Below are 13,189 nucleotides of genomic sequence, written 5' to 3' on the forward strand. Positions count from 1 at the left end.
AGTGTCGCCCCGCGGTCGGATTTCGGCCGAGATCGAGCGAGCGTTCCATGACGCTCAGGCAAAGCAGGTTCAGGCAGAAGCGGTGCCGGCGAAGAAGACGCCTGCGAAGAAGCTAGTCGCGGGGAAGGCTCCGGCGGAGACGTCGATCGTGAAGAAGTCGGTCGCGACGGGGGCGGCAACGAAGGCGGTGGCGGCTGTGGAGTCGGCTGCGGATGCGGCGGCCGCGGAGACGACGGCCGTGAAGAAGAAGGTCGCGAGGAAGGCTGCGGCGAAGACGTCGATGGCGAAGGCGACGGTGGCGAAGGCGGCGGCCGCGGAGAAGATGGTCGCGGGGAAGGCTCCGGCGAAGACGTCGGTCGCGAAGTCGGCGGCTGCAAAGTCGGCTGCGGAAGCGACGGCCGTGAAGAAGGCTCCGGTGGCGGGCGCGGCGGCGGGCACCGCGCCGGCGAAGGCGAAGACCAATGAGATTCGCGAGTGGGCAATCGGGGAGGGCCGTAAAGTGTCCTTGCGCGGTCGGATTTCGGCCGCGATTGTGCGAGCATTCCATGACGCTGCAGCAAAGTTGCCGCTCCCACTCGGATGAAGCGGGTGGGGGTCCGCTGATGAGCGTGACCGACCGACTCCTGTTGCCGCGGTATGCCGTCTCGGGTGATCCCATGTTCGGCACCGTGGAGGTCACCATCGGGGAGCTTGCTGAGTTGCTCGAACGCCAAGTCCCTCCCCGCGACCAGGGTGCTGCAACGCACTGACGGTGCCACTCGTGTGTGTCGAGCGGCGCGCTCTGATGACCGCCCGCACAGGGCAGGATGACGCTGTGGGCGATCGAACCGCAGCAGACCTCGAGCGTGGACTCGCCATGCTCGCCGATATTCCGCGGACGACTTTGTGCGCCAGAGGGTGAGGACTTGCGCAGCCCTACGACCGCGCTCGATGAGCTGAGCAGTGTCGAAGGGATGAGGGTTCGTCAGGTGTCGGGGCGCGACCGGCGAGTCGCCAGCGCGTGATCTGTGTGGAGAGCAACTCCTCCGGGGGCGCAGTTCGGAGGAGACCGCATGAGCGTTCCGCGGGCACGATCAGATGCGGATTGGGAGCGGCAGGTGGCGACCGAGCAGCACGGCCGCGAGCCCGCTCCGAAAGGTCCGTCTTCCGGCACTAGCAGGGAAACAGGCGTCGCTTGTCGACCACTACCAGGACGCCCGATCAGCCCACGACGCCGACGCTGCGCCTAAGGACACGACGAGTGAACCCCATTTTCCTGGTTACGACCGCGGACCGTATCGACTGAGGACCGCACCCAAACGGATGCGGTCCTTACGTGATGCCGGTCAGACAGAGCGTACGTTCGTGGCTTGCGGGCCCTTCTGTCCCTGGCCGACCTCGAACTCCACCCGCTGGTTCTCATCGAGTGACCTGAAGCCGCTGCCCGCGATTTCCGAGAAATGCACGAAAACGTCCGGAGTTCCGTCGTCGGGTGCGATGAAACCGAAGCCCTTCTCACCGTTGAACCACTTCACAATGCCCTGCGCCATGCTGATGCTCCCTACGATCTCGATCCGGGCACTCACATCGATTACCCGATCTCGATACCACTGATCCTGCCACCCGACGACGGACCGGCCGCGCGGACACGTACGTACTGCTCGGCATCGCTGCGACTCCCGGCAACCCGGTCGTTCATCGATCCCCGGTAGCGGCCCCGTTTCCGGGATCGAGCTGAGCGGCGCGGGTTCCGACGTAGCAGTGTTCCTCAGTTGCGCCTTAACCGCTCCCGACAATAGGTGGCGGGGGAGTCCTGATCGCTCGTCGCAGCAGAGCCTGGACACGGCTGCCCCTCCCCAAGACAGAAGAAAATGCCAGGGAATTGAGACAGATTACGGTGGCCATGCCGCGAGAGAAGTGAGAAGTCCGCAGGTCGCAGCGTCGAAGAATGCCACCGCCCGCGGGGCCCTACACCGTCGCCAATCCGGAGACGCATATTCTCCGGTGATGTCGATCAGCGTGGGGAGTGGGGGAGTCGCAGCAAAATCGCTGGTAAAAGGTGTAAATGGGTTGTCGATGCGGCCGGGAGCGGAAACGAAAGCCGGCGTCGGAGCGAGTTGAAAGACACTTGATCAGGTCGGTGGTGTCGACGTCAGTGGTGCCGATCGGTCGTCGCGCACCGGAACCAACGCGCTGCGGACATGCCCGGACGCGTCGACCGGAAGACTTGCTTCCGCGCTTGTCCCGACCGCCTGTCCGAGGACCTGCTTATCGCCCAATCCCGGCACGGGTAGTCCATGCGAACTTCGTCTGCACTCCGGCCGCGTGGTCGCGCTCGCGCGCGTTGCGGGTGTGGGCGATCACCTCAGGTTCGACCTGGAAGGTCAGCTCGGGTCGAAGCGGAGCTTCGCCTTGACTGCGGCCCCAGGCCGGGAACGCGGGTGCCGAGTTCGCCGCGGACGGTGGCAAGGGTGTGGCCGTGCCGGATGAACAACCGTTGCACGTCGGGTGATTCCTCTCGTGAATGGGGTTGTGCATCAACGCCGGTAACCACGCATGGCGTCCTCGGTGACCGCGACGATCGTTCAGGTGAGGGCCGGGTCGAGCGCATGAAGGGCGTGCACTTCCGCCCGGGAGGGCGCGTACGCGCCGGATCGGCTGACCGTCAACGCACTCGTGTGTATCGCGCGGAGCAGTGCGGGTTGGACATCGGGCCAGTCCACAGCCGCGAGTCGATCCCGTGCTTGGGGTGAGCCGAGCAGGCCCGCGTCGAGTAGTCCGGAGAGTAGTCCGGCCATGAAGGAGTCCCCGGCACCGACGGTGTCGCCCACGGTGACCGGTGTCTGGTCGATGTGGAGCATGTCCCGGTTGTGAGCCAGTCGCGCGTACGCGCCCCAGGATCCGCGGGTGACGACCACCATTGCTGGTCCTGTCTTCACCCACCGCCGCATAATGTTCTCGACCGGCACGCCCGGGTAGAGCCAGTCGAGGTCCTCGTCGCTGGTCTTTACCACGTCGGACAGTGAGACCAGGTGCTCGACGCGGTCGACGACGGTGTCGGGCGAATGCATCAGTGCGGGACGGATGTTCGGGTCGTATGACACGGTACCGAGGAGCCGCATCCGTTCGGCCGCGACGACCACCGTCGAGCCGCCTGGTTCGACGGTGGCGGCGATGCTGCCGGTGTGCAGATGCCCGAACGGTTCCAGGTCCGGCAGTTGCGGGACCGCCCAGTTCAGGTCGAACTCGTAGTTTGCGTGTCCGTCCGCGTCGATCCGGGCGAACGCGACCGACGTCTTGTGTGCGGAGTCGGTTCCGGGCGTGATCTGCACGCCGGCGGACTCTGCCCACTGTCTGAGCAGATTTCCCCGGGGGTCTTTGCCCCAGTGGGAGCAGATGCTGGCCGGGTGGCCGAGTGCGCCGAGTCCGACCGCGACGTTGAGCAGGCTGCCGCCGACGTGTTCCTGAGTGGACCCGGGCCTGGTGACGACGTCGATCAGTGCTTCGCCGAGGCTGAGTACGCGGCTGGTCATCAGTGCGCCCGTACCGCGGTCGGCTGGTCCGGGCCGTGGTCGAGTGCGACGCCGAGCTTGGCCTGCATCTCCTCGAGCGGCACACCCTTGGTCTCGGGCATCACCTTCAGCACCCAGATCAGCTGACCGACCATGGCGAGGAAGAAGATGCTGAACGCGGCACCGGCACCGAGGGCACCGATGATCGGCGGGAAGGCGAACGAGGTGATCGCGGCGAACACCCAGTGGGTCAGGCTGCCCAGCGACTGCCCCTGACCACGGATCCGATTCGGGAAGATCTCCGAGAGGAATACCCAGATCACCGAGCCCTGGCCGACCGCGTGGGCGGCGATGAATCCCATCAGCCCGATCAGCACCAGTATCGACGACGTAGAGGTGAACTCGCCACCGCGCGCATTTTCGTAGTAGAACATCACGGCGGCAAGGAATCCCAGGGACATCAGGTAGCCGATCGAGCCGACGATCATCAGCTTGCGCCGGCCGAGCCGGTCGATCAGGCTCAGCCCGACCATGGTGGCGACCAAGTTCATCGCGCCCACCCCGACGCTCATCAGGAACGCGGCGTTCGTGCTGGCGCCGGCCTCCTGCATGACCCGTGGCGCGTAGTACAGGACCGCGTTGATGCCCGACAACTGGTTGAAGACGGCGATCGCGACGGCGAGCAGGATCACCTTGCGGTGCCCGCGCGTGAAGAACGGCACCTTCGTCATGTTCGCGGTGGCCGCCAGCGACTCCCGGATCTCCCTCATCTGGAAGTCGACGTCGGCTTGGGTGGCGCACAGGCGCTTGCTCGTTGCGGTCGCGTCGTCCCATCGACCATTGGCAGCCAGCCAGCGCGGCGTTTCGGGAACGGTCGGCAGCATGAGGACGAACACCAGTGCCGGAACGATCATGACGCCGAGCATCCAGCGCCAAGCATTGTCGCCGGGGACCGCCGCGCGGATGACGGCGTTGGATGCATAGGCGATGAGGATGCCGAGCACGATGTTGAATTGCACCAACCCGACCAGGCGTCCTCGGTTGGCCGCGGGGGCGATCTCGGCGGTGTAGATCGGTGCACAGACGCTGGCACCACCCACGCCGATGCCACCGATGAACCGGAACAGCATCAGAATTTCGACGTTCGGGGCCAGGGCAGACCCGACGGCGCCAAGAACGAAGAGGACGCCGATCACGTAGAGCGCCTTCTTGCGGCCGTACCGGTCTGCCGGCCGGCCGGTGACCAGAGCGCCGAGGATCGTCCCGATCAGTGCGGTGGTGACGGTGAAGCCCAGCTTGGCATCGCTGAGCGCGAACACCTGCTGGATCTGTTCCTCCGCACCGGAGATGACGGCGGTGTCGAATCCGAAGAGCAGACCGCCGGTCGCGGCGACTATGGCGCTGCGAACAACTATGGGTTTCACGAGATGTCTACTTCCTCTTGCGGTTGAAATATCATGGAAAAGAAGGATTTCCGCGCACAGCGCGATGGGTTGGGCGCCCACGCCATCGCCCGTCGGCCGCGGCGATCACCGCGGGGTCGAGGGCTCGGAGCCAGAAGCGCCCTGCGTCTCGACGTGGATGTCGTGACCGCTGCGGGCGGCACCCTGCTCCAGCGATTCCGCCGCCAGGTATGTGTGTGCGATGCCCGTAGGGCACGAGGTTGTGGCTACGAACTTCATGTCACGCGCCTTTCCTAGCGGTTCGCTGTCGCAGCCGAGGCGACGACCGATCGAGGCTGACCTGCCTGGTCCTGCGTCGCTGTATCGATGAGCCTGCGGATAGTTATAGCTGTGACGTGGCTCTCATGTCAACAGATACGGGCCTAAACACACACAGTCGGGCACCAATGAGCAGGTCAAAACCACACGCCGAAGTGGTCGGCGGCCAGCAGTGCGATCACCTCCGCGCCGGTGAGAGTCGGAGTTCCGGGCGCGCGCCGTCTGGATGGGCGGAGTCTGCGGGGGCGCGACTGTCTCCACGAAAGCGTCAGGCGTGCGCGTGAAACTGTTGGCCCGGAACGGGATGCGGTCGGCGGGGCGGCCGCCACCCACAGCCTCAGCCCGCACAACTCGTTGGTGTTGGGCGAGGGCGCTCTCAGTGCATCCCGATGTAGATCTCGCCGGTCGTGACGTCCTCTTCGAGCGCCTCGAGGGAACGCCCCGTGTTTCGGGCACCCTCGTCCACACGAACACAAGCGCCGCCACGCCGATGACGGCGAACATGAAGAACGACCCGGTGAAGCCGATTTCCTTGACGAGCGACGGGAAGAACAGCGCCAGGATTCCGTTGGTGGTCCAGCCGAAGAAGACCGAGATCCCGATCCCGAGGCCGCGCATGTGCAGCGGGAAGATCTCCGCCAGCCATACCCACACGTGGTCGCCGTGATCGGCGGGATCATCGCGCTTCGTAACATGGACCGGCTGGACCGGCGCAAGACCTCCCCATGGGTCTCTCGCCCACCACGATCTGCCACTGTCTGATCGGTGTTGCCTCGATCTGAATAGCCGTATTCCGGCGCGGCAGCGCTCGGCCTCTGATTGTCCGCGTCATCGAACAAATGACGTGCGTGGGGCCCGATGTCGTTCGGTCGGAACGTGCTCCGCAGGTCCTCCCCGGGGTTCGCACCTTGCAATGTATCGCTGTATCGTGGGCGGTACCGACCGCAACCTGCCTTCCGCCGGCATCGCCGAAAAGGGTGATGGACGGAAAGGGTTCACCGATGGCCAACCCGCATCGGCCGACCACCGATCAGGTCCTGGAGTTGATCAAGGCCGAAACCGGTAACGAGCTGTCCGCCTCGACGTTTCGCGGATACGTCTCCCGTGGGCAAGCGCCGGCGCCGGTGGAGTGGATCGGGCGCACCCCGTTGTTCAAGCGCTCGGAGATCGCCGAGTGGGCCCGCAACAGGCCCGGCCAGGGTGCGCGCACCGACCTGCGTACGTCACGCCGGCGCCGCGCCGACTGATCGCCGTCGTTCCCGGTGACCCCCTAGAGAGGTGGCAAGCCGACGGAACATCATGTTCCCCAGTGGATCCCGGTGCAATGCGTGCACCTGCCGGATGGGGGAGCGCAATGTGTGAATGTGGTGCACCGCGACGGAAGGTTCTCAAGACCGTTAGGATCGTCCCCGGCCTGCGGGGGATCGGCTTCGCATGGCAACGACAGATCAACGATCAAGGGAACACGCACACATGACAGCTGGTGAGGTCACTCAGGCGGAGAAGGACGGAGCCAACAAGTACAGCGGGGCCGTCCTCGGGGCGTACGACACCTTCGTCCTGAAGTGGAGCAACACCTACGCCTGGCGCTGCCCCCGTGAACGGCTCCTCACCCACTACGACACCCACCTGGGCGGCCGGCACCTCGATATCGGCCCCGGCACCGGTTGGTATCTCCACCGGGCCACCTACCCGACCGCGGCGCCCGAGATCACGCTGATGGACCTCAACACTCACACCATGGCGATGACCACCGGCAGGCTCGCCGACCGGAACATCATCCCGGCCGTCCACACCGGCAGCATCCTCTCCCCGATCGACCCCGCCGTGGGGGTATTCGATTCGGTGGCAGCGAACTTCGTGTTCCACTGTGCTCCCGGGTCCTGGGCGGAGAAGGGGACAGCGTTCGGGCACATCGCCCAGGTAGTCGCCGATGACGGGGTGTTCTTCGGCTCCACCATCCTCGGGACCGGGGTGGCGCACAACCTGTTCGGCCGCGCCCTCTGCGCCCTCTACAACGGGCCGATCAAGGCCTTCGACAACCGGGCCGACTACCTGGACGGCCTGCGCACCGCATTGTCGGCGGCATTCGGAACCGTCGACATCACCGTCGTCGGAACCGTGGCGGTGTTCGCGGCTCACCGACCGCGACGAACCCCGCCGCAGTAGGGCGCTCACGTGCTCCTCGTCCAGGCTTTGATGCGGACGAGGCGGGGAGGGACGGGTCGAGGGGGGACTGGGGGGTGTGACGGCCACGGCGCACTGTGTGTGGGCCCCCAACACGCCGCGAGTTGTGCCATGCTGGAGCAGCGGAGAGTCGACGTCGGGGGACAACATGACTGGTTATACATTGGTGCGATCCACAAGCAGGCGCGGCTGGACGGTGCGGTGCGATCTGTGCGAGCACACCTTCGCCGCTGCCGTCGCCGGCCGGCCCGAGGCGGTGGCGTTTGCCGAGACGAATGGGTGGATCGTCGGCGAGCGCACGTGGTGCCCGATGTGCGCGGCGGCCCACACCTCCCGGCGCAGCCTGAATCGCCGATCCACAGCCGTGACCCGGGACTGCGGGGCGGTTGCCGGGCTGTGAGGATGGACTCGAACATTTTCGTCTTGCGTTGAAGGGAACAGGGTCTGATGGGGGAGCTGGCCGCGGCGAGCAAGGTACACGTGATGGTGTCGTACTGGTGGAGCCGCGGGGACAGCCTCGCCAACCACCAGCTCGGCCAGATACTCAGCCGCGCAGCAGGTGTGGGTGAGGTTGATCTCACCGATTCGCAGTCGCTCGACCGTGCGTTGCGGATCGCGGTCACCGATCCCGCGGTGCTGGGCGAGCTGGAAGCATGGTGGCAGATGGTCGAAACCCGCAGGGCCGGCAACGGAACCCGCAACCCGGGTCTGGGTCTGGATCAGTCGATTCGGTACCTGACCGACCGGCTCGACGCCGCCGCCATCACACCGGAGGTGCTCGGCGAGTGCCGTCGGCAGGTCGCCGCGGTCGACCTGACGATCATGAGCGCGAAGAACCTTCCCGAACTCGCGCACCCAGACGCCGAGATGCTCGACCTCCTCGGCCGCTACCTGGAGGCACGCTCCCGAGTTCTGGCCCTGGCGTGACCCCACCCGCGGGAGCCGGTGCCAGACGCGAGCCACAGGGTTGGACGGCGAACCGCCACAACTAGTATGGTGTGTCTCGCAAATGAATGCCCTTTTGTTGGGTAGGATTTCCGCATGAGAGAGCCGGTTCCTGCCTTGGAGATGTCCGTGGGCCAGCGTGAGGTGCTCGAGTTGTTGGCTCGGTCGCAGTCGGGTGCTCATCGTGAGGTGGTTCGCGCCAAGGCGTTATTGATGGCAGCCGACGGTCAGGCCGATGCCGCGATCGGACGGGCGTTGTCCGTGTCGCCTGGGTCGGTGTCGAACTGGCGGGCACGGTTCGCAGAGGACGGGGTTGCCCGGTTGGGTGAAGTCCGTAAGGGCCGTGGCCGCAAAGCGTCGATTCCGCAGGAGACGATCGAGAAGATTCTCGATCTGACGCAGAATTATCGCCCCGAGGGCGAAACTCATTGGAGTTGCAGGACAATGGCCGACGCAGTCGGAGTCTCGAAAGACACCGTGCAGCGCGTGTGGTCGGCCCGGGGCCTCAAGCCGCATAGGGTCGACACCTTCAAGTTGTCGAACGACCCTCGGTTCGAGGAGAAGCTCGTCGACGTCGTCGGGCTCTACCTGAATCCGCCGGAGAAGGCGATCGTGTTGTGCGCGGATGAGAAGTCGTCGGTGCAAGCCCTCGACCGCACGCAGGCGTCGCTGCCCATGGTCAGGGGCCGCGGCGAGACGATGACCCACGACTACAAGCGTCACGGAACCACGACCTTGTTCGCGGCACTCGACGTACTCACCGGCATGGTGATCGGCCAATGCCTGCCCCGGCACCGTCATCAGGAGTTCTTGAAGTTCTTGCGCACCATCGACCGTGAAGTGCCCAACGAGCTGACCATCCATCTGATCCTCGACAACTACGCCACGCACAAGCACCCGAACGCCCAAGCCTGGCTCGCCAAACATCCGCGTTTCCACTTGCATTTCACACCTACCTCCTCGTCCTGGCTCAATCTCGTCGAGCGCTGGTTCCGCGAGTTGACGGACAAAGCGCTGCGGCGCGGGGTGTTTCACTCGGTACCCGATCTGATCGATTCGATCCAGGAATATCTCGACGCGCACAATGACGATCCACGTCCGTACGTCTGGACCGCGACCGCCGAGTCCATCCTCGCGAAAGTCGCCCGTGGACGAATTGCTCTCGAAAAGATCAGCTAATTCAGAGACGCACCACTAGGGAGCGACCTGCCAGCATTGCCATTAATGCTTGCATTTCAGCGGAGAGTCGATTTGCTGATCAGTGGGGACGTGTCGTTCCCGCTGCTAGACGCAGGTATTGGTTGCGTTGCAGGCCAATGAACTGCACCGACGACACGTCCCCTTTTCCCAGGGACCGACCCGCGTCGCCAGTATCGGTATGAGGCGGCCGCGTCACCGGTGTTTGGCGGTGCACCGAGTCTCGGTGGGTAGACGGACTGGCAAGGGCAAATTTCATCACGGTGACGTAAATGCCGAGACGGGGTGGTGGCGGCCGGCAGGGTGCGCACCGTCGTGTAGTGCGCTGGCATGGCGCCCGCCCGTCCGAGTGGACTGCTAGCGAAGCTGTGATAGCTAGAGTAGCTAGCAGGTAACGTCGACTGAGGTGGCAGCGCCTGCGATGGTGCGTCGTCCGGCACGGACCACCCCAAAAGGTGAGTGTGGTGGCGCCGACTCGAGGCCTTGGTGCCGGCCAATGCTGGGTGTCACGAATCTGTCGGGTTCGGACTCCGGGGCTCTGCTTCGTCGGTTGGCTGTGCGATTCGTGTTGCCACGATTCGGATTCGGTGTTCGTCGCGAGGGTGACATGACTGTGCAGGTAATCCAATCCAGTGGACACAATGGGTGGGTCGTCGGCGAGACCACCCGGTGCCCGATGTGCGTGACTGCCCGCACCGGCTGAGGGTCAGACACCCTGTGCGGTTCGGCACCGGTAGGTTCCGGAAACTAGGAATCATCCACAGCCGCTGAATATTCGGCTGGTCGAGCGTGGTCGGACACCGTCACCGAGGGGCCTCGGACCCGAAGGTGGCGGGGCAGGGCGGCGAATCGCGGTCCGTTCCCGCCCTGCCGAGCTCGTCGGGGCTACCTGGTTCTTCCAGTACTGTCATCTGGTCGTACCGAAGAACCGAGGAGTGGATCTGTGGCGCGCAAGGTCGTGGTGGAGCTGGTCGACGACATCGAGGGCACCGTGTTCGGTGAGGACGGCGAAAGCATCAGCTACACCGTCGACGGCGTCGAGTACGTCATCGCTCTGAAGGACGAGCACGCGAAAGAGCTTCGCGAGACGTTCGAGTACTACATCGCCTACTCCACCCGAGTGGGTGGCCGCAAGCACCGCTCGGATCGGTCGGCCACCCCGGTCGCCGCGCGGCGCTCGTCAGGCGAGACGAAGAAGATCCGGGCCTGGGCGCTCGAGCAGGGGCACAAGCTGTCCTCCCGCGGCCGCATCCCGGCAGTGATCGAGCAAGCCTTCTACGACGCCCACTGACCTGTGACCGTGCAGGCACATCGCTCCCTGAGTGGACACGCGCAGTCGGATCCGCCGTCGAAGTGCGGTCTTGGTGACGACGGCGCTGTCTCCATTCGCCCACCGGCGTTGGAGCCGATGCTGTAGTCGCTGGAGCCCACGCCCACGCCCGGCGAGGATACGCACTCGGGCTTCGACTTGGGTGCGGCCACGGTGCAACTCGTCCACCACGACCGCTGCCGATTGTGGGTTGCCCCGCCTGCGACCCGCCTGCGACCCGCCTGCGGCGGTTGTGGCGGCATGCCACTGTTGTTAGCCGCGCCGAGCTCGCCGGCTCATCATCGTCGTGTCCGTGAGGCAATTCAGCATCTCAATCGCACAGCCTTCCGGTCAGCGGTAAGCCTGCAGTACTGGTTCGACAAAGATTCGATGAAGATCGCGCACCGAGTCCTCCCCGTGGGATAGCGCCAGTACGAGGGCCCACTCAGTGGTGTGGTCCGCCACCATGCAGCAGTGTGTCGATCACAAGTGTGGCCAAGGCGTCGGGATCCTGCGCCGAGGAATCCTGGTCTGTACCTCGTCTATTGAGGGCTTCACTGAGCAGGGCGTAGTACACCTGACGCGTCCACTCCAGATCCGTTGCGGGAGCGAGGAGTCCTTCACGCTGCGCCCGGGCCAGAAGGTCGACGGTGTGGGCTTCGATGTCGGCCCAGAGCGCTGCGGCCACTTCGCTGTGGGACGTGTTTTGGCTGAGAGTGAACCGCCACGCGCTCTTGACCTGCAGGACGTTAGCGGTCACCCGGTACAGCGCGACGAGCGCAGGTGCGGAGTTCGGTCGGGCTTCGTCGATGGCCTCGAGCAGCTGCTGCATGGCGGAGATGGACAGCGCCTCAAGCAGCGCTTGCCGGTTCGCGAACCGGCGATGCACCGTGATCCTGGTCAGCCCCGCCGCCTCGGCGATCTGCTCCATCGACGCGCCAGCGTCCTCGGCGAGCACCTGCTCGGCCGCCTCCAGGATCGCGCGGACACTGCGCTCGGCATCCGCACGCAGCGCTCGAGCCATGCCTGCCTCCTGATTCTGTGGGTCATATCTTCCAGATGCGATAGACGATACGCCATCGCTATGGATATGCAGGAAATAGATCCTGCATGGTTGCGGTTACATGCCTAAGTGATACGTTAATGTATCACTGGTCGTTCCGGAGTGGGACGATGCAATCCACTGAGTGAGGAGTTCATGATGACGACAAATCGGCCGGTAGCACTCGTGACGGGCGGCGCAACAGGCATCGGCAAAACGGCTGCGGCCGCCCTTGTCCAAGCAGGGTTCGAGGTGATCGGAACCAGCCGCACCACCACTCAACTCGCCCCGGTGAAAGGTGTGACCTTCCTGGACCTCGACGTGACCAGTGACGACTCGGTCACCGCGGCGGTCGGTCAGGTAATCCAGCGGTTCGGGCGAATCGACGTGCTGGTCAACAACGCCGGTATCGGTTCGGCGGGCGCCGCCGAGGAGAATTCGATAACCGCGGCCCAAACTGTCTTCGATATCAACGTCTTCGGCGTCATCCGCATGACGAACGCCGTGTTACCGCATATGCGCGCCCAGGGCAGCGGACGCATCATCAACATCTCGTCGCTCCTCGGGTTGATACCTCAGCCCTACATGGCGATCTACGTCGCCTCCAAGCACGCCGTCGAGGGCTACTCAGAATCCGTCGACCACGAGGTCCGCGAGTACGACGTGCGAGCCCTGCTCGTCGAACCCGCTTACACAAACACGGCTTTCGAAGCGAACAGCGTGCGAGCCGACATGCCCCTGCAGGTCTACGCCAAGCAGCGTGAGGTCTTCGAGCAGTACATGGTGGATCAGATCAAGGGCGGCGACGACCCAGCCCTCGTGGCCAAGGCGATCGTCGCCGCGTCGACCGATTCCAAGCCGAAAATGCGCTACCCCGTAGGCATGGCCGGGCGCGTCAGCATCATGCGCCGCTTGGTCCCGTCGCGCATTTTCGACCGCCAGGTGCGTAAGCTCAACCGGCTGCCCGTGTGATGCGCGGCTAACTGGCGGTTGCGGCCGAGGATCTCACCGTCGACGGCCCCTCCGCGACGTTCACCTACCGGTGGCATCGGCCACCGGGGCGGTATCCCACCGGTCCTCGTCGCTCCCGAGCGCAGCTGCTGCGAGACGCCGGTTTCCCAAAGTTCTTGGCACGTTGCTATTCCCGTGCGGGGGGGGGACTGTTTCATGAGCTTCAGGCAGATGCCCCGACCCGACCTGGACAAGCACCGCGAGGGCCTGCAATATCCGCGCACGGGAGGTGGCGACTACCAGGCCTTCTGAGAGCAAGTGAGACCGATGACCGCAGTTGATGAAC

At 64.8% G+C, this 13,189-nt stretch carries 16 protein-coding genes; 9 read left to right on the forward strand and 7 right to left on the reverse strand.

Annotation, left to right across the window (positions count from 1 at the left end):
* Window positions 1-69: 69 nt before the first annotated feature.
* Window positions 70-462 carry a hypothetical protein gene (locus tag QM806_RS29650; RefSeq protein WP_005264712.1) on the reverse strand — a complete coding sequence of 131 codons (393 nt, stop codon included), beginning with the start codon at window positions 460-462 and terminating at the stop codon, window positions 70-72.
* Here QM806_RS29650 and QM806_RS41855 point away from each other — a divergent pair.
* Window positions 416-583 carry an Lsr2 family DNA-binding protein gene (locus QM806_RS41855; RefSeq protein WP_415651147.1) on the forward strand — a complete coding sequence of 56 codons (168 nt, stop codon included), beginning with the start codon at window positions 416-418 and terminating at the stop codon, window positions 581-583. The genes QM806_RS29650 and QM806_RS41855 overlap by 47 nt on opposite strands.
* Before the next feature lie 19 nt (window positions 584-602).
* Window positions 603-749: a hypothetical protein gene (locus QM806_RS29655; RefSeq protein ID WP_167120839.1), complete on the forward strand. Its 147-nt coding sequence runs from the start codon at window positions 603-605 to the stop codon at window positions 747-749.
* 576 nt (window positions 750-1,325) lie between these two features.
* On the opposite strand, the gene QM806_RS29660 is transcribed toward QM806_RS29655, so the two are convergent.
* From QM806_RS29660 to QM806_RS41860, 5 genes are all read right to left on the reverse strand, one after another.
* On the reverse strand, window positions 1,326-1,529 hold the full coding sequence (locus tag QM806_RS29660) for a cold-shock protein (protein ID WP_005264711.1): 204 nt from the start codon (window positions 1,527-1,529) through the stop codon (window positions 1,326-1,328).
* Between the two features lie 1,035 nt (window positions 1,530-2,564).
* The gene (locus QM806_RS29665) at window positions 2,565-3,512 is read right to left on the reverse strand and encodes a carbohydrate kinase family protein (protein ID WP_005264710.1); all 948 of its coding nucleotides are present in this window, start codon (window positions 3,510-3,512) and stop codon (window positions 2,565-2,567) included.
* Window positions 3,512-4,915, reverse strand: coding sequence for a sugar porter family MFS transporter (locus tag QM806_RS29670; protein ID WP_133984353.1), 1,404 nt, complete (start codon window positions 4,913-4,915; stop codon window positions 3,512-3,514). The genes QM806_RS29665 and QM806_RS29670 overlap by 1 nt, the downstream gene beginning before the upstream one ends.
* Window positions 4,916-5,020: 105 nt before the next feature.
* A complete protein-coding gene (locus QM806_RS29675) occupies window positions 5,021-5,173 on the reverse strand; it encodes a PTS fructose transporter subunit IIB (protein WP_133984351.1) in 153 nt (50 codons plus the stop codon).
* Between the two features lie 123 nt (window positions 5,174-5,296).
* On the reverse strand, window positions 5,297-5,830 hold the full coding sequence (locus QM806_RS41860; protein ID WP_265147554.1) for an MFS transporter: 534 nt from the start codon (window positions 5,828-5,830) through the stop codon (window positions 5,297-5,299).
* Between the two features lie 383 nt (window positions 5,831-6,213).
* Here QM806_RS41860 and QM806_RS29685 point away from each other — a divergent pair, with 383 nt between their 5' ends.
* The 6 genes from QM806_RS29685 (at window position 6,214) to QM806_RS29710 (ending at window position 10,832) form a co-directional block, all read left to right on the forward strand.
* Window positions 6,214-6,459, forward strand: a complete 246-nt coding sequence (locus tag QM806_RS29685; RefSeq protein ID WP_005264706.1) for a helix-turn-helix transcriptional regulator — start codon at window positions 6,214-6,216, stop codon at window positions 6,457-6,459.
* A 226-nt stretch (window positions 6,460-6,685) separates the two neighbouring features.
* Window positions 6,686-7,381 (forward strand): methyltransferase domain-containing protein, encoded by a 696-nt coding sequence (locus tag QM806_RS29690; RefSeq protein WP_120660755.1) that lies wholly within the window; start codon window positions 6,686-6,688, stop codon window positions 7,379-7,381.
* A 166-nt stretch (window positions 7,382-7,547) separates the two neighbouring features.
* The gene (locus QM806_RS29695; RefSeq protein WP_206031523.1) at window positions 7,548-7,799 is read left to right on the forward strand and encodes a hypothetical protein; all 252 of its coding nucleotides are present in this window, start codon (window positions 7,548-7,550) and stop codon (window positions 7,797-7,799) included.
* 47 nt (window positions 7,800-7,846) lie between these two features.
* A complete protein-coding gene (locus tag QM806_RS29700) occupies window positions 7,847-8,326 on the forward strand; it encodes a hypothetical protein (RefSeq protein WP_133984349.1) in 480 nt (159 codons plus the stop codon).
* A gap of 114 nt (window positions 8,327-8,440) precedes the next feature.
* Window positions 8,441-9,523, forward strand: coding sequence for an IS630 family transposase (locus QM806_RS29705; RefSeq protein WP_133984347.1), 1,083 nt, complete (start codon window positions 8,441-8,443; stop codon window positions 9,521-9,523).
* Window positions 9,524-10,484: 961 nt separating this feature from the next.
* The gene (locus QM806_RS29710; RefSeq protein ID WP_133984345.1) at window positions 10,485-10,832 is read left to right on the forward strand and encodes a histone-like nucleoid-structuring protein Lsr2; all 348 of its coding nucleotides are present in this window, start codon (window positions 10,485-10,487) and stop codon (window positions 10,830-10,832) included.
* Window positions 10,833-11,295: 463 nt separating this feature from the next.
* Here the strand turns inward: QM806_RS29710 and QM806_RS29715 are convergent, their stop codons facing one another.
* On the reverse strand, window positions 11,296-11,874 hold the full coding sequence (locus QM806_RS29715; protein ID WP_005264890.1) for a TetR/AcrR family transcriptional regulator: 579 nt from the start codon (window positions 11,872-11,874) through the stop codon (window positions 11,296-11,298).
* Window positions 11,875-12,051: 177 nt separating this feature from the next.
* Here QM806_RS29715 and QM806_RS29720 point away from each other — a divergent pair, with 177 nt between their 5' ends.
* Window positions 12,052-12,864, forward strand: a complete 813-nt coding sequence (locus QM806_RS29720; RefSeq protein ID WP_133984343.1) for an oxidoreductase — start codon at window positions 12,052-12,054, stop codon at window positions 12,862-12,864.
* The last annotated feature ends 325 nt before the right edge of the window (window positions 12,865-13,189 follow it).

It is taken from the genome of Rhodococcus sp. IEGM 1351, from assembly GCF_030056875.1.
Classification (GTDB): domain Bacteria; phylum Actinomycetota; class Actinomycetes; order Mycobacteriales; family Mycobacteriaceae; genus Rhodococcus_F; species Rhodococcus_F opacus.